The following is a 22,210-nucleotide window of genomic DNA, read 5'->3' as shown; positions in this document are numbered from 1 at the left end:
TCGGGCTCTCACACTAGTGCGTTGCGTTTGGCCATCTCGATAAGTTCCACCAGAGACCTGGCTTTCAGTTTCTGCATCAGGCGTTTTTTATAGGTGCTGACAGTCTTGTTGCTGAGAAACATGCCTTTGGCAATTTCCTTGTTGGTGCGCCCTTGGGCAAATAACTGCAGAACCATGAGTTCCCGGTCATTGACGGACTTGAATAACTCCAGTTCGGCATAACGCACATCATCGCTGCGCACCGGATTCAATGCCTGGCTGGGGAAATAGTTGTAACCGGAAAGTACCGCCTTGATGGCACTGACCAGTTCGCTCAAGTCTTCTTCCTTGCACACATAACCGGATGCGCCGGACTGCATGCAGCGAATGCCGAACAGGGTCGGGCATTGTGCAGTCAGCACCAGGGTCTTGAGCGGAGTCCCCATGGCGTTGAAACGGGCGAGGACTTCCAGGCCGTCGAGTTTGGGAATGCTGATATCAAGGATGATCAGGTCGGGCATGCATTCGCGGACCATCTGCATGGCATCGACCCCGTTATCGGTTTCGCCGACGACCTTGTAACCTTCATGCTCGAGCAGCATCCGAACGGCAAGCCGGATGACGGGGTGATCATCGACAATAAAAACGGAGTTCATAATCAAATCCCATACGTGCGCGAATAAAGCGCGCACCTTAGCTCAGATAAATGAGCGGCCGCATGAACTCCCACGGCTCTAGCAGCGATATAGGATAAGTCCTACACGCTAAAGGGAAATCGACTACGATCAAACTCAGTGTCGCGTAAGGAAGTGTTTAGGATATTTGTTTATCTGAATGTCTTAAGTTGCTTGTAGAGTATTGAAGAAGCAGAGTTTGTCCGGTTTTTTTGAGTGTTAAACAAATGACACTTGGAAGTCACAAATATTGCGAACCGTAACGCCGGTTCAATGGACCACGCGCTCAACCGGGCAGTCATGGCGACCCGGTGAGCGCAGTGTTCTGTCAGTGGCTGGAACGTCCGGTCATTTCCAGCGCCATGTCGCTGGCGTAGCTGTCGGTCATCCCGGCGATGAAGTCGATCATGCGCAGAAACGAAGTGTGCAACGGGCCATGGGGATCCGGCGCATTGTTGCCCAGCAGATCGAGGATGCGTCGGCTTTTGAACGACGGCGTGCGTCCGCCATGTTGCTCCAGCGCGGCGCCGCAGAACGCGTTGAGGAGGATTTCCAGGGTGGTGTAGGCGCCGATTTCATGCAGCGTCTTGCGCTTGTCCTGAAAAATCTTCTTGCGCGCAATGTCCTTGGCGTTCAGCACGCAGCGTTTGGCCGGGCCGTGCATGTGTTCCACCAGGTCGCCGTGCAGAGTGCCTGCCAGCAATGCGTCCTGTTGTTCGACGAACGCCCTGGCGGCGGCGTTGGTCAAGTGCTCGATGGCCTTGCCGCGCAGGATCGCCAGTTTGCGTCGACGCGAATCCTGCGGGCCGAGCTGGCGATAGGTTTCCGGCAGATCGTCACCGACCAGGCCGAGCAGCAGCGATTCAACCTCCGCGTACTCCAGCAGTTCCATTTCCAGGCCGTCTTCGAGGTCGATCAGTGCATAACAGATGTCGTCAGCCGCTTCCATCAGGTACACCAGCGGATGCCGCGCCCAGCGTTGGTCTTCCAGTTGTGGCAGGCCGAGCTTGTGGGCGATCTGCTCCAGCAGTGGCAGTTCGCTCTGATAGCAGCCGAACTTGTGTTTCTTGTAGCCCAGCGAGTCGGCGTGACGTGCGGTCCACGGATACTTCAGATACGTGCCGAGGGTGGCGTAAGTGAGGCGGGTGCCACCGTCGAACTGGTGATACTCAAGCTGAGTCAGCACCCGAAAGCCCTGCGCGTTGCCTTCGAAATTGAGGAAGTCACCGCGCTCGGCTTCGCTCATGCCGTCCAGCCAGCCGCGCCCGGCGGCTTGCTGGAACCAGTGACGAATGGCGTCTTCACCGGAGTGGCCGAATGGCGGGTTGCCGATGTCATGGGCCAGGCAGGCCGATTGCACGACCATGCCCAGATCGCTCGGGTCGCACCAGTCGGGCAGGGCGCTGCGCAAGGTTTCGCCGACGCGCATGCCCAGCGAGCGGCCGACGCAGCTGACTTCCAGCGAGTGGGTCAGACGGGTGTGGATATGGTCGTTACTTGATACCGGATGCACCTGGGTCTTGCGCCCCAGACGGCGGAAGGCGCCGGAGAAGATGATGCGGTCGTGGTCTTTGTGGAACGGGCTGCGGCCCAGCTCTTGCGGGCTGTGCAGCGGTTTTCCAAGGCGTTCGCGGTTGAGCAGGGTCTGCCAATCCAAGGCTGGTTCTCTCCGTCGGTGACTGGGATGACTGTTGCCCTAGCTTCCCGGTTCAGGCTCGCACCTGCAAGCGGAACTACAGGCCCGCGGCATCGATATCGATCAGCAGCAGGCGCTCGCCGTTATCGAAGAACTGCCCGGCGGTCAGGCAATACTGGTTGCTCGTGGCATCGCGGTAGGTGCTGGACAGCGTCAGGCGACGTTCCTCCCAGCCTTCGGCGAGCAAATGATAGAAGTACGGGCGCCATGACCAGTTGTGGCCCAGGTAGCGGTTATCGGCGACCCAGCCGTTGTTGCGCCATTCAAGGTTAGGCGTGAGTTGGGTGCCATGCCGGTCACATTGGTAGAACCGCAGCAACCACGGAAAGGCTTCGAGTTGCGGCAGCGCACTGAGCGGTGCGTGAGCCTGAGCCCAGGCCTGGAGAATCGCCATCAGTTCGCTGAGTTGTTGGCGCATTTGCATCAGGCGTCCGCGTTCGGCCAGTTTCTGCCTCACGTAACGCTGGCGCAATTCAGCGAAGCGCTGCACGAAGGCATCCGTTGGATAGAGCGCCTCCTGCGCCCGGGCGAACAGGAAACCCTGAACGTAGCGCGAACCGCATTCCAGGGCGAAATTGAGCTGGGCCTCGGTTTCCACACCTTCGGCAATGATCCAGCAGCCGGTCTTCTCGGCCATCTGCGCCAGTGCCTTGACCACATCACTGCTCGGCCCGCCGAGTGCGGCAGCCTGGAACAGGCGCATGTCGAGTTTGAGGATGTCCGGCTGCAAGGCCAGCACCCGATCGAGCTGCGAATAACCGGCGCCGAAATCATCAATCGCAATCCGCGCTCCCGCGTCGCGATAACGCGCCACCACTTCGGCCAGACGCTGACTGTTGCCGCCCAGCTCAGTGATCTCGAACACGATGCGTTGCGGGTCGACGTCGTGTCGCAACATTTGCTTGAGGCTGGGCAGCGGCTGTTCGGCGCGCAGGCGACTGATCCAGCGTGGCGACATGTTCAGGCTGAGAAACCACTCCGAGGGGGCTTCATGCAGTCGGCTCAGGGCGTTGTCGCGGATCTGTCGGTCGAGGCGGCGCAGGGCGATGGCGGGTGTGCGCGGGTCGGCGAACAATGGCCCGACCGAGACCAGTTGGCCATCGGACTGGCGCAGGCGACCCAATGCTTCGACGCCTGCAATGCGCCCAGTGGCGGTATCGATGAAAGGTTGAAAGCAGGCGAGCGGTTACCCGTCGATCACGGGGCCTCCTTAGTCGTTCTTGTTCTGGGTGAACCCCGCCGACCGGGTAGGCGCGCGGGATTGAACCTCCGGGTAAAGAGGTTCATCCCGCGGATATTGCAAGAATGCAGCCAGATGCGCCGGCTCAGCGTTTGCCCGAGCTCTGCATTACCAGTCTGATCAGCGGCCCGAGGCTGGTGCCCAGACGTATCAGTCGGGTCAGACCGCCGACGCCCCCGCTTTTTGCGCCCTTGCCGGTGATAAACCCCAGCAGGGTCACAGCGGCCACGCCCCATAGCGGCGCGTGCTTGATGCCGAAACCTGCTTGCAGGTTTTGCGTCATCCCGCGCATGCGCTGCAAGGGTTGCAGCACTTGCCCGGCTTCATGGCGGATTTCCTGCCGGTGCATTTCCATACGCAGGCGGATCAGTGCCTTGCGCATTTCCCGGCGCGAGCTGTTGTGTGGCAGTTCAGGCAAGCTCATGGCAACAGGCGCTCCCGATCGTTGGCCAACTCTTCCAGCGTGCCGTGGAAGGGCGAGGATTCATCGAAGACGGCTGCTTTGAGGCGTAGCCCACAGAAAGCGGCGGCCAAGGTGTAGAACACGCACAGGCCGATGATTGCCGCCAGGCGATAAGTGTCCCAGAACACGATCAGCACCAGCGTCGACAGACCGACCAGCAACAGCAGGGCAAACACCAGTGCCAGGCCTGCGAACAGCAACAGGCTGACGGTGCGTGCTTTCTGCTCCTGCAACTCGATGCCGAACAGTTCGACATGGCTGTGCAGCAAGCCGAGAACAGCGGCGCCCAGACGCCGCGTGGAGGATGAGGTGCCCGACCCCAGGCCGGATTCGCCGATCGACATGATCAGCGCCGAGTGGCCAGCAGGCCAATCAGAAAGCCCACTCCGGCAGCAATGCCCACCGACTGCCAGGGATTGGCCGACACGTAGTCTTCAGTCGCGGTGACGGCGGCCTGACCGCGATCGCGCAGGGTGTCTTCGGTCAGCTTCAGGGTTTCACGTGCGCGCAACAGGCTGTCGTGGATCTGCTCACGCAGCTCATCAGCCTGATCGCCCGCCAGCGTCGCGGTGTGTTCGAGCAACCGCTCGGTGTCGGCGACCAGAGTCTGGAAGTCGTTCATCAGGATTTCTTGAGCGGTCTTTGCCTTGATGCTGGCCATGGGTGGATCTCCGTAAGTGACGTCTGAAGCGTTCGAGTATGAGCCTTGCGCGAAGGTTCAGTACAAATGACTGGTACAGCTTTTGCTATGTCCTGGTGCGTTCTGCCGCGGTCGTGCGCTGTTGGCGGGCGTACATGCAGCAAAACCTTAACTCAAATAATCCTGGTCCGTGTCAGGACATCGACCTTGTGCGCCAAAGCGGTTCACTGCAGCGTCACTGCGGTGCCTGGCCGGGCGCAACTTGGTGCATGAATTGTCCGCGCGAACCGCTTTGGTACCTTTTTAGCCTTCAGGTCTGCCTCTTTATGGAAAATCTGCAAAGCGCTGTGGACACGCTGGTCCACAGCTCCAACACGTTGTTCATTCTGATCGGTGCGGTGATGGTGTTGGCGATGCACGCCGGTTTCGCCTTCCTTGAAGTCGGCACGGTGCGCCAGAAAAATCAGGTCAATGCACTGTCCAAGATCCTCAGTGACTTTGCCGTTTCGACGCTGGCCTATTTCTTTATAGGCTATTGGATCTCCTATGGGGTGACCTTCATGCAGCCGGCGGCGGTGCTGAGCGCGGATCACGGTTACGGTCTGGTGAAGTTTTTCTTCCTGCTGACCTTTGCCGCGGCGATTCCGGCGATCATCTCCGGCGGGATTGCCGAGCGTGCGCGATTCGTTCCGCAGTTGTGTGCGACAGCGCTGATCGTGGCGTTCATCTACCCGTTTTTCGAGGGCATGGTCTGGAACGGCAACTACGGTCTGCAAGCCTGGCTGACGGCGCGCTTTGGCGCGGCGTTCCATGATTTCGCCGGTTCCGTGGTGGTGCACGCCATGGGCGGCTGGCTGGCACTGGCGGCGGTTTTGCTACTCGGTCCGCGCAACGGGCGTTATCGCGAAGGGCGTCTGGTGGCGTTCGCGCCGTCGAGCATTCCGTTTCTGGCGCTGGGTTCGTGGATTCTCATCGTCGGCTGGTTCGGCTTCAACGTGATGAGCGCGCAGACCTTGCAGGGCGTCAGCGGTCTGGTGGCGGTCAACTCGTTGATGGCCATGGTCGGCGGTACCGTGGCGGCGCTGATCGCCGGGCGAAATGACCCAGGCTTCCTGCACAACGGCCCGCTGGCCGGGCTGGTAGCCGTCTGCGCCGGTTCCGACCTGATGCACCCGGTAGGCGCGCTGGTAACCGGCGCACTGGCCGGTGCCTTGTTCGTCTGGTGCTTTACCGCCGCGCAAGTCAAATGGCGCATCGACGACGTGCTCGGCGTATGGCCGTTGCACGGTCTGTGCGGCGTGTGGGGCGGGATCGCCTGCGGCCTCTTCGGCCAGACTGCGCTGGGGGGGCTTGGCGGCGTCAGCCTGATCAGTCAGTTGATCGGCAGCGCGCTGGGTGTGCTGGTGGCACTGATCGGCGGATTCGCCGTCTACGGCGTGATCAAGGTCTTGCACGGCCTGCGCCTGAGTCAGGAACAAGAGTATTACGGCGCCGACCTGTCGCTGCACAAGATCGGCGCGGTGAGCCAGGACTAGGCTTCCTCGTCTTCCGCGCCGGGATAGAAGCCATGCAGCAGACGATAGCGGTCAATGCGCACCTGATCGATTTGCTCCTGTACCTTATGCGCCGGCAGGCCGAGCATGACCAAGGCGTGGGAGGCGAGCATCAGGCTCGACTCCAATAGCTCCGGCACCACTTCGCTGGCGCCGGCGGCTTTGAGTTCAGCCCATTGGCTGTCGTCGCGGGTGCGCACCAGAATCGGTATCCGCGCATTGAGCCGGCGCGCTTCCTTGAGAATTTGCAGGCTGACATCGCTCTGATCCACGGCGATCACCAGCAGCCGGGCGCGCAATAGTCCGACGGCGGTCAGCAGGTCGCCGCGCGCAGAATCGCCGTAATGCACCTCGCTTTCGCCGGCTGCGGCTTCCTGCACACGTACCGGATCGTTATCCAGCGCGATATAAGGCTGATTGGCGTTGCGCATGAAGCGGCCGATGGATTGACCGACACGGCCGTAACCACAGATCACCACGTGTTGATCCAGCCCGGCATTGAGGGCGCTGATTTCCTCGATTTGCGCCTCCTGGTTCGGCTTGCGGTGCAGGCGCGCGGCCATTTGCGGCGCGGCGCGCAATAGCAGAGGTGTCAGCAGCATCGAGCAGAAGGTTGCCGCCAGCAGCAGGGCGCCCAGCTCGGCAGGCAGCATCTGGTTTTGTTGCATTTGCGCCATTAAGGCGAAGCAGAATTCCCCACCCTGCGCCAGGGCCAGGCCGCTGCGCCAGGCGGTTTCGTGATCACTGCCGCGCCATTTCACCAAGAGCGCGACGACCGTGCCCTTGATCAGCATCAGGCCGAGGGTCAGGCCGAGAATCAACACACTGTGACTGACGAACAGTTGCAGGTCGATCAGCATGCCGATGCTGACGAAAAACACCCCGAGCAGAATGTCGCGAAACGGCCGGATGTCAGCTTCGATCTGATGGCGGTAGTGGCTCTCGCCGAGCAGCATCCCGGCCAGAAATGCGCCAAGGGCAGGGGACAGGCCGAGCAGGTGCGTCAGCCATGCAGTCAACAGCACAATCACCAGCGCCAGCAGCACGAACAATTCCGCCGAACGCGAGGCCGCCACTTCATGGAACAGCCGTGGCAGCAACCAGCGGCTGGCCAGCAACAGACCGAAAAACAGCACCACGGTCTTCACCAATGTCAGGGGCAAGGCCCAGTACCAGGCTTGCGCGCTGCTTCCGGCGAACACTGGCACCAGGGTCAGCAACAACACCGCTACCACGTCTTGAAACAGCAAGACCCCGACCGCGTTCTGCCCGTGACTGCTGAACACTTCGCCCAGGCTACCCAATTCCTTGGTGACAATTGCCGTCGACGACAATGACAGTCCGGCGCCGAGCAACAGGGCCGGGGCCCACGGCATGCCCAACAGGATCAGCACCAGCCCGAGCAATCCGGTGCTGAGCACTACCTGCTGGCTGCCCAGGCGGAACACCACCTGGCGCAGCGCGATCATCTTCGACAGGGAAAACTCCAGGCCCAGCGAGAACAGCAGAAACACCACCCCCAGTTCGGCCACGTCCGGCAGATGTTCGCTCTCGTTGACCCAGTTGAAAGCAGTCGGTCCCACCATCAGGCCCACGCAGAGATAGCCCAGCACCGGCGGCAAGCGCAGGCGGCGGAACAGGGCAATCATCACCAGGGATGAGGCGAGGATGATCAACAGGTTGGCAAACACAAGGCACTCCGATGTCAGGCTCAGGCTTCTCAAGCGTAGAGGCAAAAAGCGCGGGAGCATCGCCTGATTGGCTTTTCCGTGGACTGATTTGCATCAGGGTTTTGCTTGTTTGCTGCGGTGCGCCGGCCATCTGGCAGCGCTGGCTCGACGGGTTTTCGAGGCGGGCCTAGAATGAACGCTCATTTTTTCGGTTGAGCGATCATGCCTCCTGAATGTCAGTTGTTCGGCACCTTGGGATGCCATCTGTGCGAGGTGGCAGAAGCCGAGTTGATGCCGTTTGTCGAGCACGGTTTGCTGGTGGAACTGGTGGATATTGCAGAGGATCAATCGTGGTATGAGGCTTACAGCCTGCGGATCCCTGTATTGCGCCGAGTGGATACTGGCGCAGAACTGAATTGGCCGTTCAGTGCCGATCAGGTGGTGGCATTCCTGCGCTGAGCGATTTGTCATCCGCTGGTCGCGAGCGACCATCGTCGCGTTGGCACTCTGCGGTTTATTCGTTTACTGTATGCGCATACAGTAATTGGGTTGACCTGCTGCTTGTGAAGTCTTGAGCAGGTGAATCCGGCAGTCAGAGGGACGAACCGTGGTCAATGTCGAACAGTTGAAGAACAGCGTGAACCGGATGTCGGTTGACGTGGTGCGCGAGGCGGTCCTCGAGTTGCGCCTGGACGGGCTGGTCACGGAGGGCAAGACGCCATTCAACAAACTGCATTTCAACACCTGCTTTGCCGAGATCGAAGCGTTGTTCCAGCGTGCCGGTTATCACAAACAACTGGATGTGGTCGGTTATCAGGGGTTGTTGTACGCCTTGTATGACCCGGGACGCTGGGAGGCGGTCGATGTGTTGCGCTGGCTCAAGGAGTTCACCGAAGCTGCGGCACTCAAGTCGATTCCGGCCTGAGGCGGGCCGCGGATTCCGCACTAGGTTCGTTTCGCTCAGTGTTGGATAATGCCGGCCTGCATTGAGGGTTCGAATTTCCGTATGTCCACACCAACGTTTTCTGCTGCGCAGAATCAGGCCAGCACCCTTTACCTTCCTCCGGGGCCTTGGGCGACCGTCCTTGATTGCCTGTGTGAGCATTTCAGGGCGATCAGTCGCGAGCAATGGCTTGACCGGATTGTCCGGGGCCGGGTGCTGGACGGTCAGGGTCAGCCAATTGCGCTGGATCTGCCTTACAAGGAAGGGCTGCGCATTCACTACTTCCGTGAAGTGCCGGATGAAAAGCCGATTCCGGTGGTCGAGTCGATCCTCTATGCGGACGAGCATCTGGTAGTGGCGGACAAACCGCATTTTCTGCCAGTCACGCCCGCTGGTGAGTATGTCGAGCAGACGTTGCTGCGTCGTCTGATCCGCCGCCTCGATAACCCGCATCTGGTGCCATTGCACCGCATCGACCGGCACACCGCCGGGCTGGTGATCTTCTCGGCCAACCCACAAACCCGCTCGGCTTATCAGTCGCTGTTTCCGACCCGGCAGATCGATAAACGCTATGAGGCGATTGCCCGTGCGCTGCCGGAGCTGGAGTTTCCCCTGGTGCACAAAAGTCGCTTGATCGACGGCGAACCGTTCTTCCGCATGCAGGAAGGCCCGGGACTGGCGAACACTGAAACGGCGGTGGAAGTCCGGGAAAAGAACGGTGATCTGTGGCGCTATGGTCTGTATCCGGTGACCGGCAAGAAGCATCAGTTGCGCGTGCACATGACTGCGCTGGGCGCGAGTATCTGCAACGATCCGTTTTATCCGCAGGTGTTGAAAGACGTTGAGGATGACTACGCCAATCCGCTCAAACTGCTGGCGCAGGGACTGCGGTTTGTCGACCCGGTCACCGGTGAGAAGCGCGAGTTCGAGAGCCAGATCACCCTGCAGTGGTGACACCATTTACTTTTACGTACCCATGAAAAAGCCCGCATCAATGCGGGCTTTTCTGTATCCGGTGTCGACGTAAAGGTTACAGCTCTTTAACGGTACGAACCTGATCCTTGTTGATGCGGGTCTCTTTGCCGTCCAGCTGCTTGAACTCGTAGAAGCCCGAATCTTCGTCATATTTCGGGGTGTCGACGGCCTGGATTTCGCGACCGTCATTCAAGGTGATCACTGTTGGCGACGAGCAACCAGCGAGCGTTGCCAGGCCCAGTGCGAGCATGAAAGTGGCGAGGGTCCGTTGAGTCATGAGTGTGTCTCCGAATGGGAATACTTTTGGTTACTGAGCTTGAGACGTATACAAGGCGTGAGAGTTCCTTGAATGCTGTCAGTCTGACACAGTGTTATGCGCATTTAACAGTTCGGGGGTATTCAGGTTGGCCAGGCGCGGGTCGTTGTCCGGGCATTGCAGGGCCGCTGCGCCGAGGCTGCGCATGATACGGCCGGGGCTGCGTTCGCCGGCGTTCCAGGCATTTTTGAATGCGGGCAACAGGGCCACCGGAATCACGCACAGCAGGGGCTCCCAATGGTCGTCATGGCGCAACATTAAAGGTTTGTCAGGAAACTGGCCGGCAGTTGCACGCATGTCGCGCAGCAGCGCTGCGTCGATGCGCGGCACATCGCAGGGCAAGACCAGCAGATGGGGCAAACGCGCAACTTCAAGCCCCGCGAGGATGCCGGCCAAGGGGCCTGGAAAGTCGTCTTCTTCATCACTCACCAGTTGGTCGGCGTAGGCAGCATAACGCTCGCGATTGCGATTGCAGGAGATGATCAGATCGTCAGTCAGCGGTCGTACCTTGCGCTGCAAATGCGCAATCAGCGGTTCACCCTGCCATTCCACCAACCCTTTGTCCTGGCCGCCCATGCGCTGGCCGCGTCCGCCTGCCAAGAGCAGAATGGAGCAGGGGAGCAATGGCGTATTCGGGATCATGGCAGCTCTCCAGCAGGGCGGCGAAAGAATCAAGCGCTGTGATATAACACCGGGCTGATTCTCCTACAACTGGACGAGCCTAATGAAAGCCAAGGCCGATGTACCTTTTGCACCGCTGAATATTGCGGTGCTGACTGTCAGCGATACCCGAACCCTGGACACCGACACCTCAGGCCAGGTCTTTGTCGACCGCCTGACTGCTGCCGGCCACCGTCTGGCCGAACGGGTCCTGCTCAAAGATGACCTGTACAAGATCCGCGCGCAAGTTGCCCACTGGATTGCCGAGGACGTGGTGCAGGTTGTATTGATTACCGGCGGCACCGGCTTCACCGGGCGTGACAGCACGCCTGAAGCCGTGGCTTGTCTGCTCGACAAGCAGGTTGACGGGTTTGGTGAGCTGTTCCGACAGATTTCGGTGGCTGATATCGGTACGTCAACCGTGCAATCGCGGGCACTGGCCGGTCTGGCCAATGGCACGCTGGTATGTTGCCTGCCAGGTTCGACCAATGCGGTGCGCACCGGGTGGGACGGCATTCTCGCCGAACAGCTGGATTCGCGGCATCGGCCGTGCAACTTCGTTCCTCACCTCAAACAGGCGGCGCCTTGTGAATCCCGTGGGTAAGCCGGGCAAGAACGGCAGCCTGATGCCCGTCGAGGAAGCGCTGGCTCGCCTGCTGCAAATGGCCGAGGCCACGCCGATTGTCGAGCGCGAGTTTTTGCCATTGGCGCAGGTCGAGGGGCGAGTGCTGGCCGAAGACCTGGTTTCGACGCTGGACCTGCCGCCTTGGCCAAACAGCGCCATGGATGGTTATGCCTTGAGGCTGGCGGATTGGACCGGCACACCGCTGCCGGTCAGCCAGAAAGTTTTCGCCGGTCAAGCGCCTGCCGCCTTGAAGCCCGGCACCTGCGCGCGGATCTTCACCGGTGCGCCGGTGCCTGCTGGTGCCGACTGTGTGGAAATGCAGGAGAACGCCGAAGTCCAAGCCGACGGCAGTGTGCGCTTCGTCGAAATCATGAGCCTCGGCCAGAACATTCGTCCGCAAGGCCAGGAAACCACCGTGGGTGAGTTGATCCTGGCGGCAGGCACAAGGCTGGGACCGATCGAGCAAGGTCTCGCGGCATCGCTGGGATGTGACGGGCTGAATGTGGTACGCAAGGTCCGAGTGGCGGTGCTGTCCACCGGCGATGAACTGGTTGAGCCGGGCCAGCCGCTGGGGCCGGGGCAGATTTACAACAGTAATCGGGTGGTGTTGTGCAGTTGGTTGCAGCGATTGGGCTGTGAGGTGATCGATGCGGGCATTCTGCCGGACGATCTGGACACCACCCGAGCGCGGCTGGGCGACTTGCAGGATGTCGACCTGATTCTTTCAACCGGCGGGGTTTCGGTCGGGGAAGCAGATTTTCTGGGTGTTGCATTGAGGGAAGAGGGCGAGCTGGCACTGTGGAAACTGGCAATCAAGCCAGGAAAGCCGCTGACGTTCGGCCATTTTCGCAACGTGCCAGTGATTGGCCTGCCCGGTAACCCCGCTTCGACGCTGGTGACGTTTGCCTTGCTGACGCGACCTTACTTGCTGCGGCGTCAAGGTGTAAGAGACGTTGTGCCGTTGAAGTTCAAGGTGCCAGCCGGTTTCGTCTGGCCTGTGGCCGGCCATCGGCGTGAATACCTGCGTGGTCGACTCGAGCAAGGACGGGCCATTATTTATCGTAACCAAAGCTCTGGTGTGTTGCGCAGTGCTGCCTGGGCGGATGGGCTGGTAGAAGTGCTGGAGGGTCGTACGCTCGTAGAAGGTGATGAAGTCGGGTTCATTCCCCTGAGCGACCTGCTCGACTGACTCTGATCTTCGCTGAGCCTGCCCTTGCAACTGCAGGCTCTTCGCCTGAAAGCGTCGAGCCTGCATTCCCCGGTCATTGGCTCATCAGTGTGACCAACTGATCGAAGCGGCTGTTGGCAACCCAACCCAACAGTCCCATTATCACTGCCGTTGCACCTGCCGAATAGGCGAGGCGGTGCTTGATTGTTCTTACATCTGCGCGGACTTCATCCATATCCCGGCGTATGTACTTGAGATGGGTTTCCAGTTCGGTCACGCGCGGTTCCATTTGTGCTTCTCCAGCGGTTCTGGCGCTCTTTTTGAAATCGGATTTGTGACTGCTGCGACTTTCGTTGAGAGGGGCAATCGGACGGGTTGAAACTCTGGCTTCATGGCTGGACATGGACATATCCGTCGGCTGTTTTCACTGTCAGCGCGCTGGCCTTTCCGTCATTCGAACTGTCACCAGCTCCGAGGGGGTATCCACTCATTCCCTGCACATCCTTGTGTTGTTAAAAAACGAAAATTGATACTGCCTGCACAAGGTGTATCAAGGATCGAGTCCGGTCAATTGAGCCGATTCCTTACCTGTTGTAAGAAAAAGTACCGCTGTGTAGGACGTGACAGGCCGGGCGCTTGAATTAAATGGTGCTCCGATGGCTTTTTTGCCTGTGCCAGTGGTCAAGATGTTTTATACCGATTCAATTGTGGGGAGTGACCGTTATGAGTGAACGCAGGGCGCTGTTGATTCTGCATGGCAAGCAGGCACTCAATGAGGCGGTTCGCGCCGCTGTCGAAGCAAAACGCAAGCAGGGCTGGGAGTTGGCAGTACGCCTGACCTGGGAGGCCGGTGACGCTCAGCGTCTGGTCGCGGAAGCACTGGCGAGTGGCTATCGGACGATCATCGCCGGAGGCGGAGATGGCACGTTGCGCGATATCGCTGAAGCGCTTGCCGCGAATCCGGACGAGGCCAGTCTGGTGCTGTTGCCGCTAGGAACGGCTAACGATTTTTCTCGCGCGGCGGGGATCCCGCTGGAGCCGGCCGAAGCACTGGAAATGCTGGACGTGCCACCGCGCAAGATTGACCTGGGCGAAGTCGGTGGGCAGATTTTCCTGAACATGGCGACGGGTGGTTTCGGCAGCCAGGTCACGGCCAATACCTCTGAAGATCTGAAAAAAGTGCTCGGCGGGGCGGCCTATCTGTTCACCGGTTTATCGCGTTTCAGTGAGTTGCACGCAGCCTACGGCGAACTGCAGGGACCGGACTTTCACTGGCGTGGCGAGCTGCTGGCGCTGGGAATCGGCAATGGCCGTCAGGCGGGTGGCGGACATGAATTGTGTCCGCAGGCACTGGCGGATGATGGCCTGTTGGACATCAGCATTTTGCCGGCACCGCAGGAGTTGGTCGGTACGCTTAAGACCCTGCTAAGTGACGGCTTCGGCCTCGACAATATGTTTGTCCGGGCCCGTCTGCCCTGGGTCGAAATCAAGGTCGCCGAGGGCTTGAGCATCAATCTTGACGGTGAGCCGCTTGAAGGCGACAGCCTGCGCTTCGAGGCGCGCCCTGCGGCCTTGCGGGTGCATTTGCCCGAGCATTCGCCGCTGTTGGGCGGTGCCGGGTCGATCAGTCGTCAAGACTGATGATCTGTTCGCGCACGGCGAACAGGACCAGACCCGCCACGTCATAGATCTGCAGGCGTTTCATGATCTGCGAGCGGTGGGTTTCGACGGTCTTGATGCTCAGGCCCAAGCCGTTGGCGATCTCCCGAGTGGATTTGCCGCGCACGATCAATCGCAGGATTTCCAGTTGACGGGCTGTCAGGTTGTGCGAATCGGCGACTTCCGGCGGGTTTTTCTGCGTACGGGTCAGGGCCTGGTTGATCACGGTGTGGGCGATCGCCGGGCTCAGGTAACGTTCGTTGTTACGCAGGGCTTCAAGGGCATGCTCAAGTTCGGTGGCTGTGGTGTCCTTGAGCAAATAACCATGCGCCCCGGATTCCAGTGCCTGCATGATCAGCGCCGGATCGGTGTGCATCGACAAAATCAGCACTTTGCTCTGGGGCCGCACCCGCTTGAGCCGTTGCAGGGCTTCAAGGCCACCGGTTTCCTTCATCGAGATATCCAGCAACACGATATCGGGTGCCAGATGCTCGACCATTTCAAGCAACTGCGAGCCATCGCTGGCTTCGCCAACGACGGCGTAACCGGGAATGTCGAGCACCAGAGCGCGCACGCCGGCCCTGATCAGCGAGTGGTCATCCACCAGAAGTAAGTTACAAGTCAACGCATAACCTTATTCGTACTGGCCCGCTCGAGTGCACGGGGCGCCCAGGGGAATAGTGCTTCGATTTGAGTGCCTTTGCCCGGCTCGCTGATGACGTTCAGCGTGCCGCCCAATTGTTCGATCCTTTCGGCCATCCCGGCCATTCCGCGCTGTCCTTCCCGACCCGGATCCGCAGCAGGCGCGAAGCCTTGGCCATCGTCGCTGATCAACAACGTCAGCCCTTGTGGCAGGCGCTGCACACGGATCAACAGGTTGCTGGCCTGCGCGTGGCGCAGAATGTTGGTCACCGCTTCCTGGGTGATGCGAAAGGCGGCGACCGCCATTTCTTCCGGAATGCCGTTGAGTCGCTGCTGGCAATCGAGGCTCCAGTGCACCGGTGTGTTGGCCAGAGTCTTGAGCAAGTGCGCACGCAGGCTGGCTTCCAGTCCGAGGCTGGTCAGCTGGCGCGGGTTGAGAATGGCCGAGACGTCGCGCACCTTGTTGAGGGTTTCTTCGAGGGTGTCGCAGAGCGTCGAGCATTGCTCTTGCAAGTCGCTTGGCAAGCGTCTTTTGAGCCATTCACTTTGCAGTTTGGCGGCCGTCAGTAACTGACCGATGTCGTCATGCAGTTCACGGCTGAGGCGGTGTCTTTCGTTTTCCTGGACTTCCAGCAAGCGGTCGGCGAGTTCCTGGGGCTGGAACTTGATCGATTTGCGCGACAGCCGATATTGCACCCAGACACAAGCAGTGGCGGCCATGTTCAACAGCAGCAGTCCCAGCGAAAGCGGTGCAGACAAACCGTAGGTCAGCAGGCAGCCGGCGGTGGCAGTGACACACAATATGAGTGTGAACCGGCGTGCATTTTCCCGGGACGGTGGCCATGTGGTGATTGACTTGAGGCTGGCGTACATATCGGATGGAGCCAATGGATATTCGCTGCGGGCAGACCGGCCGTTGGCTGGCGGGTCTCTGTCTGAAAATGCTGTCAATTACATTATTGATTTGAACGAGGTTCAGTGAACGCTGTTTGACCGCCAACTGCGTTGGGGAGGACTGTCACTGAATCACTTTGCCATTAATTGATAGCAACTAACGGGCGGCATAATACCACTTAAGATACCGTTGGTCGCGTTTGCCATATATGTCCAAAGGGTCAGGAAAGTCGCCATGTTGGACGTGAGTTCCATAATGGAAAAAAGTCACCTTATTATGCTGGATAGATATCCCGTGGCGCTTGAAGTTGATCGTTACACGGACACAGGCAAACCCTGAGGCGCGGGAAAATTTCTGCGGGTGTCAGGTGTGATTATTTAATTCGAACTGTCGCTGGCGGGCATGAACTATTCATTTGCGACATTCAGCGATTCGGCTCTACAGCCGCGATGTGCGCATTAACCGCAGCGAATCAGGCCTGGCGCTCGGAATAAGACAAGAGTGGAACAGGCCGGGGCGAGAGCGAAGGCTGAAACTGGCGTTGGCCGACCTGGAACGCGAAGGCTTCGATCAGCGAGGTCTGCTCGCTGCTATCCAGGCTCAGTTGCCCGGTATTGTGATCGACCAGTTCAATCTGCCAGGCCATCAGGGTGAAACAGTCCTGAAGCGCATTCAGTGCCTGAGCGTGCAGATCGATAGAGTCCGGGGCATGATCGAGCAAGCTGTGAATGTGCAGGGAAAACTCGGAAATCGCTTCCAGTGCCAACGCTTCGGCACGACTCGCCAGCTTGAGCAGGGTGCTGCGCATGCAGTCGATCGCATCCTTGTCGTTGCTGATCAATTGCAGGTGGCTCAGACATTCTTCCGACTTGGCCAGGAGTGTTTCCGCTTCGACGAGAAATTCGGGAAAGCGTTGTGCCCAGTCTTTACGGTCGATTGGCATGCTTATCTCCACAGCGTCATGTCTGATGAGGGAATGCCGTGTGTGTCGACGATCATGAACCGTCGGGAGATCGCGCCCCGCCGTGCAAGTGCACTGGCTGAGGTTTTCCAGAGGGTGGGTTTCCACTGACCTGCGATCGCACACAATAGCCTGACTCCGTTCATGCAATGAGAATGGCGTCACATTAATGGCTATTGGATATTGCGAACATCAGGTTGGGCCTGATTGTTACTAGGGGATTCCCTTACACGCGGGAACCTGTGGCGCAAACTGTGGTCGCGCCAGAAGAGAATGTAGCAGATGAAAACGCCGGGCCAGTAAACCATGATGTTAATGTGACATCAATGCCTGCGTGTGGCATTTTGATGGTGATTTTGTGGGGATCAAGAATCGCCATCAACAGCCGATAACCCCACTTAGTAGTGAATTCATCAGAACAAGCCCAGGAGTCATTGATGGCCGGCATTCTCGACACGGTAGACCAACGCACGCAACTGGTGGGTGAGAATCGCCTGGAAATTCTCATGTTTCGACTGGCCGGACGCCAATTGTTCGCGATCAACGTGTTCAAGGTTCAGGAAGTCCTGCAATTGCCGAAGCTGACCCTGATGCCGCAACGTCACCCGTTTGTCTGCGGTGTGGTCAACCTGCGTGGCCAGACGCTGCCGGTGATCGACCTGTCCCAGGCGATCGGCATGCGCCCGCTGGTACCGGGGCCGAACAGCACCATCATCGTCACCGAGTACAACCGTTCGGTGCAGGCGTTCCTTGTCGGCGGCGTGGATCGCATCGTCAACATGAACTGGGAAGCCATCCTGCCGCCGCCGACCAGTGCTGGCCGCCAGCACTACCTGACCGCGATCAGCAAGGTCGACGATCAACTGGTGGAAATCATCGACGTCGAGAAAGTGCTCGCAGAAATCGTTCCGTACAACGCCAAGGTTTCGCGCGACAAACTCGACGATCCGGTGCTGGAACGTGCCCGTGGCCGCGAAGTGCTGCTGGTGGACGACTCCAACGTCGCGCTCTCGCAACTGCGTGACACCCTCGGCCAGCTCGGGGTGAAGATGCACATTGCCAGTGATGGCCTGAAGGCGCTGAACATGCTCAAGGCCTGGGCCGATACCGGCGTGAACATGACCGACAAACTGCTGATGGTGTTTACCGACGCGGAAATGCCGGAAATGGACGGCTATCGCCTGACCACCGAGATCCGCAATGACCCGCGCCTGCGCGGTCTGTATGTGGTGCTGCACACCTCGCTGTCCGGAAGCTTCAACGATTCGATGGTGAAGAAGGTCGGCTGCGACAACTTCCTCTCCAAGTTCCAGCCGGACAAACTGGTGGACGTGGTGCGTCAGCGTCTGATGCTCGATGAAGTGCCGGCCTGAGGAAATTCTGTAGCGAGGGGATTTATCCCCGATGAACTGCACAGCAGTCCCGCTTTCTTGATTCAAGTGGGGCCGCTTCGCGCCCCATCGGGGATTAATCCCCTCGCCATAAACTATCTGTGCAGGCGCATGCATCAGGCTTTGATTCACAGATAAAGCTCGTATAGGGTGGCTTTTTTGCCCATCAGGAAGCTGGACATGCTGCGTCTGAGTGCGCTTTATCGTTACCCGTTGAAATCCGGCAAGCCCGAGATTCTGCAATCGATTGGCCTGGATAAACTGGGCCTTGAAGGGGATCGACGCTGGATGCTGGTGGACGAGGCCAGCGGCCGCTTCCTGACCCAAAGGGCCGAGGCGAAAATGAGCCAGCTGTCGGCGCTGTGGAATGCGCAGGGCGGGCTGACCCTCAGTGCGCCCGACCATGCCGCGCTGGATATTGCGTTACCGCAGGACGATGCCGAGTTGCGCGGTGTGACTATCTGGCGTGACACCCTGCGCGTTCCGGATGCCGGTGATGCAGCGGCCCGCTGGGTCAGCGATTTCATCGGCAAACCGACCCGTCTGGTGCAGGTGCCACTTGATCGCGCGCGTATGACGCAGGCCGGGTATGGCCGCGACGATGATCAGGTCGCGTTCGCCGACGGTTTCCCGCTGTTGTTGATTGGCCAGGCGTCGCTTGACGATCTGGTGCAAAAGGTTGGACGACCGCTGGAGATGCTGCGCTTTCGACCGAATCTGGTGATCGAAGGCAGTACGGCATTTGCCGAAGATGGCTGGAAGCGCATCCGCATCGGCGATGTCGAGTTCCGCGTGGTCAAGCCTTGTTCGCGCTGCATCCTGACCACGATTGATCCGCAGACTGGCGAGCGCAGTGCCGATCGCGAACCGCTGGCGACCTTGCAGAAGTACCGTGCCCAGGCTGATGGCGCGATGTTCGGGCAGAATCTGGTCAACGACAGCAATGGTCGGCTGGAAGTCGGTATGCCGGTGGAAATCCTCGAATAACCGAGGCCGGAAATGAAAAATGCCCGTGTCCATGGACACGGGCATTTTTTTGCACCGGGAAAAGCCGTGGGCTTAGCCGCGGTATTCGCACAGGTAAGCAGTATCGACGGCGACTTTCAGTTGGAACTTGCTGTTGGCCGGAACGTTGAACTGGCTGCCAGCGGCGAAGGTTTCCCAGTCGCTGCTGTCCGGCAGTTTGACGGTCAGCGCACCGGAGACTACGTGCATGATCTCGCGCTGAGCGGTGCCGAATTCGTATTCGCCCGGGGCCATGACGCCGATGGTCGCCGGACCTTCAGCGGTGCCAAAAGCGATCGACTTGACGGTGCCGTCGAAGTACTCGTTGACTTTGAACATGGGCGATTCCTCTTGAATGGGGCTTAAAAGGGTTAAAAAGGGCCGGCCAGTATGCACAAGGCTCCCGGCGCCGTCACCTGCCCGGGGCGTGTCCGGCGAGTTCTCGCCCTGACTTCAGAGTGGCAAGACCAACGGCAACAACCGCGCAGTATTGCGCGCATCTTCCAGGGCCCGATGCTGCTGACCGCTGAACTGCATGCCGGCCAGTTGCAGCGCACCGTTCAGGCCCAACGGTCGTTCCAGGCGTCGGGCCTTTGCAAAGCGCTGTTTGAGATTCATGTGCGGCACTCGGCCCAGCACGCTGTCGAGTTGCAGGCGCTGCCATTCCTGAAGTAACTGCTTGCGGTCGTAATCGCCCCAACTGGCCCAGCCCTCAAGGCGCGTCTGGTGTTGCCCGAGCCAGCGCTCAAAGGCTGGCCAGACCTCGTTCAACGGCTGCGCGGCATCGATATTGGCCTGGGTGATGTGCGTGAGTTCACGACAAAATGCCGTCAATAACGGCCGTCGGGTCGGTTTGACGAACCGCTGAAAATGATCCTGCTCGCGACCGGCTCGATCGACCAGCGTCGCGCCGATTTCGATGATTTCCATTTCCGTAACCGGCCAGCCACCTTCATCTGTGGTGGCTTCCAGATCAATGACCAGCCAATGGGGCATCGCAGGTTTCCTGATTTACGCGTCCTGATAGATCAGAGCGTAGTCAAACCTTGCGTTTGCGCCTGGCGACTCACTCGACCTGCAACAGAACCTGACGATTTTTTACCTGATCGCCGACCTTGACCTGCACCCGCTTGAGCACGCCGTCGATGCCGGCCTTGAGCGGATGCTCCATTTTCATTGCCTCCAGCACCACCAGCAACTGACCCTTGCTGACCGGACTGCCTTCGCTGACCAGCACGTCGACGATGGCACCGTCCATCGGCGCTTTCAGTGTGCCGGAGCTGACGCTGCTCTGACTGCTGATCAGCGCATGAGTTCGATCCTCCAGGCGCAGGTTGCCGGGATGGGTGAACAGCCAGAGTTCTTCGCCGACGATCCGATACGCATGACGCTGGCGCAGGCCGTCGACTTCCAGCGTCACCGAGCGTTCGTTGCACTCAATGATGGTCAGCATCAGTGCGCGCTGCATCACGTTCACGGTGAAGCGGCCAGCGCCGTCCGCAAGCAGTTGCAAGTTCCAGTCCTGCTGTTCCAGCCCGAGGCGGTAATCGAGCGGCGCGCCGACATTGTTGCGCCAACCCTTGAGCGGCGCGCGATGCGCCTGCGCGCCAGACTGATAAAACAGCACGGCGGCGACGGCCAGTTCCTCCGCGGTGGGGGCGTAGGTGTGCAGGCAGGGGTGATCAGTGAAATGCTGGGCAATGAACGCGGTGCTGAACTCGCCGCTGATGAACTGCGGATGCTGCAGCAGGCTGACCAGCAAACGCTGATTGCTCTGTACACCGAGCAGCACGCTGTCCTGCACTGCGCGCAGCAGCTTGCGCCGTGCCTCTTCGCGGGTCGCGCCGTGGGCGATCAGCTTGCCGAGCATCGGGTCATAGAACGGGCTGATCAACTGACCTTCGCGCAAGCCGTGATCGATCCGCGCGCCGGGATTCAATACCGGTTCCCAGGCCTGCACGCGACCGGTCTGCGGCAGGAAATTCTGCGTCGGATCTTCGGCATACAATCGCACCTCCATGGCGTGGCCGTTCAGCGTCACCTGTTCCTGTGTCAACGGCAGCGGCTGACCTTCGGCGACGGCCAGTTGCCAGGCGACCAGATCTTGCCCGGTGATCAGTTCGGTCACCGGATGCTCGACCTGCAGACGGGTGTTCATTTCCAGAAAGTAGAATTGCCCACGGGCATCAAGCAGAAACTCGACGGTGCCGGCACCGACGTAATTCACCGCCCGGCCAGCCTTCAATGCTGCTTCACCCATGGCCCGGCGCAACTCGCCGGTCATCACCGGGCAGGGCGCTTCCTCGATGACTTTCTGATGGCGACGCTGCACCGAGCAATCGCGCTCACCGAGGTAGATCAGATTGCCGTGGCAGTCGCCAAACAGTTGCACCTCGACGTGCCGTGGTTCGATCAGCGCCTGTTCGAGGATCAGTTCGTCACTGCCAAAGCCGTTCAGTGCCTCGGAGCGCGCGGTGCGCAATTGCGCCGGCAACTCGTCGCTGCTGTGCACCAGGCGCATGCCACGTCCACCGCCGCCGGCGCTGGCCTTGATCATCAGCGGGTAGCCGATGCGCTCGGCTTCGCGCAGCAAGGTAGCGTCGTCCTGCGCGGCGCCTTGATAGCCGGCGATGCAGGGAACGCCGGCGTCGAGCATGGCGATTTTCGACAGGCGCTTGCTGCCCATCAACTCGATGGCGTCGGCGCTGGGACCGATGAAGGTCAGACCGGCTTCTGCGCAGGCGCGGGCGAATCCGGGGTTTTCCGAGAGAAAGCCGTAGCCGGGGTGGATCGCGTCGGCACCGCTGCGGCGCGCGGCATCGAGGATCGCCGGGATGTTCAGGTAGGACTGGTGTACCGGTGCGGCGCCGATGTTCACCGCTTGATCGGCCATCTGCACGTGCAGGGCATCGGCGTCGGCATCGCTGAATAAGGCGACGGTGCGATAGCCGAGGGCCTGGGCGGTGCGCTGAATGCGGCAGGCGATTTCACCGCGGTTGGCGATCAGGATTTTGTGGATGGCGGGCATGGTGATCTTCCTGAGTATTTGGCGGTG

At 59.7% G+C, this 22,210-nt stretch carries 25 protein-coding genes; 9 read left to right on the top strand and 16 right to left on the bottom strand.

What is annotated here, in order from left to right:
- Positions 1-8: 8 nt before the first annotated feature.
- The 6 genes from GTQ41_RS18520 to GTQ41_RS18495 all read right to left on the bottom strand — a co-directional run bounded on the left by GTQ41_RS18520 (position 9) and on the right by GTQ41_RS18495 (position 4,713).
- Positions 9-635, bottom strand: coding sequence for a response regulator transcription factor (locus GTQ41_RS18520; RefSeq protein ID WP_041069609.1), 627 nt, complete (start codon positions 633-635; stop codon positions 9-11).
- A gap of 346 nt (positions 636-981) precedes the next feature.
- Positions 982-2,310, bottom strand: coding sequence for a deoxyguanosinetriphosphate triphosphohydrolase (locus tag GTQ41_RS18515; protein ID WP_003226741.1), 1,329 nt, complete (start codon positions 2,308-2,310; stop codon positions 982-984).
- A 76-nt stretch (positions 2,311-2,386) separates the two neighbouring features.
- Complete coding sequence (locus GTQ41_RS18510) at positions 2,387-3,511, bottom strand: EAL domain-containing protein (RefSeq protein WP_230679391.1); 1,125 nt, start codon at positions 3,509-3,511, stop codon at positions 2,387-2,389.
- A 163-nt stretch (positions 3,512-3,674) separates the two neighbouring features.
- The gene (locus GTQ41_RS18505; protein WP_041069615.1) at positions 3,675-4,013 is read right to left on the bottom strand and encodes a hypothetical protein; all 339 of its coding nucleotides are present in this window, start codon (positions 4,011-4,013) and stop codon (positions 3,675-3,677) included.
- Complete coding sequence (locus GTQ41_RS18500) at positions 4,010-4,396, bottom strand: phage holin family protein (protein ID WP_041069617.1); 387 nt, start codon at positions 4,394-4,396, stop codon at positions 4,010-4,012. Before GTQ41_RS18500 ends, GTQ41_RS18505 begins: the two co-directional genes overlap by 4 nt.
- A gap of 2 nt (positions 4,397-4,398) precedes the next feature.
- Positions 4,399-4,713, bottom strand: a complete 315-nt coding sequence (locus GTQ41_RS18495) for a YqjD family protein (protein ID WP_025113166.1) — start codon at positions 4,711-4,713, stop codon at positions 4,399-4,401.
- 305 nt (positions 4,714-5,018) lie between these two features.
- Here GTQ41_RS18495 and GTQ41_RS18490 point away from each other — a divergent pair, with 305 nt between their 5' ends.
- Positions 5,019-6,227: an ammonium transporter gene (locus GTQ41_RS18490; protein ID WP_047295425.1), complete on the top strand. Its 1,209-nt coding sequence runs from the start codon at positions 5,019-5,021 to the stop codon at positions 6,225-6,227.
- Here the strand turns inward: GTQ41_RS18490 and GTQ41_RS18485 are convergent.
- On the bottom strand, positions 6,224-7,936 hold the full coding sequence (locus GTQ41_RS18485; RefSeq protein WP_047295424.1) for a monovalent cation:proton antiporter-2 (CPA2) family protein: 1,713 nt from the start codon (positions 7,934-7,936) through the stop codon (positions 6,224-6,226). The two genes, GTQ41_RS18490 and GTQ41_RS18485, sit on opposite strands and share 4 nt — an antisense overlap.
- 201 nt (positions 7,937-8,137) lie before the next feature.
- On the opposite strand from GTQ41_RS18485, the gene GTQ41_RS18480 reads away from it, so the two are divergent.
- From GTQ41_RS18480 to GTQ41_RS18470, 3 genes are all read left to right on the top strand, one after another.
- Complete coding sequence (locus tag GTQ41_RS18480; RefSeq protein ID WP_047295422.1) at positions 8,138-8,374, top strand: glutaredoxin family protein; 237 nt, start codon at positions 8,138-8,140, stop codon at positions 8,372-8,374.
- Positions 8,375-8,522: 148 nt separating this feature from the next.
- On the top strand, positions 8,523-8,840 hold the full coding sequence (locus GTQ41_RS18475; protein WP_003226726.1) for a transcriptional regulator: 318 nt from the start codon (positions 8,523-8,525) through the stop codon (positions 8,838-8,840).
- An 81-nt stretch (positions 8,841-8,921) separates the two neighbouring features.
- Complete coding sequence (locus tag GTQ41_RS18470) at positions 8,922-9,812, top strand: pseudouridine synthase (RefSeq protein ID WP_047295420.1); 891 nt, start codon at positions 8,922-8,924, stop codon at positions 9,810-9,812.
- A gap of 76 nt (positions 9,813-9,888) precedes the next feature.
- On the opposite strand, the gene GTQ41_RS18465 is transcribed toward GTQ41_RS18470, so the two are convergent.
- Positions 9,889-10,110, bottom strand: coding sequence for a YgdI/YgdR family lipoprotein (locus tag GTQ41_RS18465; RefSeq protein ID WP_003226722.1), 222 nt, complete (start codon positions 10,108-10,110; stop codon positions 9,889-9,891).
- 78 nt (positions 10,111-10,188) lie between these two features.
- On the bottom strand, positions 10,189-10,791 hold the full coding sequence (gene mobA, locus GTQ41_RS18460) for a molybdenum cofactor guanylyltransferase MobA (protein WP_047295418.1): 603 nt from the start codon (positions 10,789-10,791) through the stop codon (positions 10,189-10,191).
- 82 nt (positions 10,792-10,873) lie between these two features.
- On the opposite strand from mobA, the gene moaB reads away from it, so the two are divergent.
- A complete protein-coding gene (gene moaB / locus GTQ41_RS18455; RefSeq protein ID WP_047295416.1) occupies positions 10,874-11,413 on the top strand; it encodes a molybdenum cofactor biosynthesis protein B in 540 nt (179 codons plus the stop codon).
- Positions 11,397-12,623, top strand: a complete 1,227-nt coding sequence (gene glp, locus GTQ41_RS18450) for a gephyrin-like molybdotransferase Glp (RefSeq protein WP_047295413.1) — start codon at positions 11,397-11,399, stop codon at positions 12,621-12,623. Before moaB ends, glp begins: the two co-directional genes overlap by 17 nt.
- A gap of 73 nt (positions 12,624-12,696) precedes the next feature.
- On the opposite strand, the gene GTQ41_RS18445 is transcribed toward glp, so the two are convergent.
- Positions 12,697-13,005, bottom strand: a complete 309-nt coding sequence (locus tag GTQ41_RS18445) for a hypothetical protein (RefSeq protein ID WP_179294967.1) — start codon at positions 13,003-13,005, stop codon at positions 12,697-12,699.
- A 320-nt stretch (positions 13,006-13,325) separates the two neighbouring features.
- Here GTQ41_RS18445 and yegS point away from each other — a divergent pair, with 320 nt between their 5' ends.
- Positions 13,326-14,243: a lipid kinase YegS gene (yegS, locus tag GTQ41_RS18440; RefSeq protein ID WP_047295409.1), complete on the top strand. Its 918-nt coding sequence runs from the start codon at positions 13,326-13,328 to the stop codon at positions 14,241-14,243.
- Here yegS and GTQ41_RS18435 read toward each other — a convergent pair.
- The 3 genes from GTQ41_RS18435 to GTQ41_RS18425 form a co-directional block, all read right to left on the bottom strand.
- Complete coding sequence (locus GTQ41_RS18435; protein ID WP_047295407.1) at positions 14,227-14,886, bottom strand: response regulator transcription factor; 660 nt, start codon at positions 14,884-14,886, stop codon at positions 14,227-14,229. The genes yegS and GTQ41_RS18435 overlap by 17 nt on opposite strands.
- On the bottom strand, positions 14,883-15,776 hold the full coding sequence (locus GTQ41_RS18430) for a sensor histidine kinase (RefSeq protein WP_047295405.1): 894 nt from the start codon (positions 15,774-15,776) through the stop codon (positions 14,883-14,885). The genes GTQ41_RS18435 and GTQ41_RS18430 overlap by 4 nt, the downstream gene beginning before the upstream one ends.
- A 494-nt stretch (positions 15,777-16,270) precedes the next feature.
- Positions 16,271-16,741: a hypothetical protein gene (locus GTQ41_RS18425; RefSeq protein WP_047295403.1), complete on the bottom strand. Its 471-nt coding sequence runs from the start codon at positions 16,739-16,741 to the stop codon at positions 16,271-16,273.
- Positions 16,742-17,196: 455 nt separating this feature from the next.
- Between GTQ41_RS18425 and GTQ41_RS18420 the strand changes: the two genes are divergently transcribed.
- Together GTQ41_RS18420 and GTQ41_RS18415 are read left to right on the top strand one after the other, a co-directional pair.
- A complete protein-coding gene (locus GTQ41_RS18420; protein ID WP_003226705.1) occupies positions 17,197-18,132 on the top strand; it encodes a chemotaxis protein CheV in 936 nt (311 codons plus the stop codon).
- A 198-nt stretch (positions 18,133-18,330) separates the two neighbouring features.
- Positions 18,331-19,137 carry an MOSC domain-containing protein gene (locus GTQ41_RS18415; protein WP_041069662.1) on the top strand — a complete coding sequence of 269 codons (807 nt, stop codon included), beginning with the start codon at positions 18,331-18,333 and terminating at the stop codon, positions 19,135-19,137.
- Positions 19,138-19,209: 72 nt separating this feature from the next.
- On the opposite strand, the gene GTQ41_RS18410 is transcribed toward GTQ41_RS18415, so the two are convergent.
- The 3 genes from GTQ41_RS18410 to GTQ41_RS18400 form a co-directional block, all read right to left on the bottom strand.
- Positions 19,210-19,494 (bottom strand): pyrimidine/purine nucleoside phosphorylase, encoded by a 285-nt coding sequence (locus tag GTQ41_RS18410; RefSeq protein WP_003226701.1) that lies wholly within the window; start codon positions 19,492-19,494, stop codon positions 19,210-19,212.
- Positions 19,495-19,608: 114 nt separating this feature from the next.
- Entirely contained in the window at positions 19,609-20,151 is a 543-nt protein-coding gene (locus GTQ41_RS18405) for an exonuclease domain-containing protein (RefSeq protein WP_047295400.1), read from the bottom strand.
- Positions 20,152-20,221: 70 nt separating this feature from the next.
- Positions 20,222-22,183 (bottom strand): acetyl/propionyl/methylcrotonyl-CoA carboxylase subunit alpha, encoded by a 1,962-nt coding sequence (locus tag GTQ41_RS18400; RefSeq protein ID WP_047295397.1) that lies wholly within the window; start codon positions 22,181-22,183, stop codon positions 20,222-20,224.
- Positions 22,184-22,210: the final 27 nt, after the last annotated feature.

It is taken from the genome of Pseudomonas sp. AN-B15 (assembly GCF_019056475.1).
Classification (GTDB): domain Bacteria; phylum Pseudomonadota; class Gammaproteobacteria; order Pseudomonadales; family Pseudomonadaceae; genus Aquipseudomonas; species Aquipseudomonas parakoreensis.
Note: the sequence above shows the minus strand (reverse complement) of the source record. Positions and strands in the feature narration are given on the sequence as shown.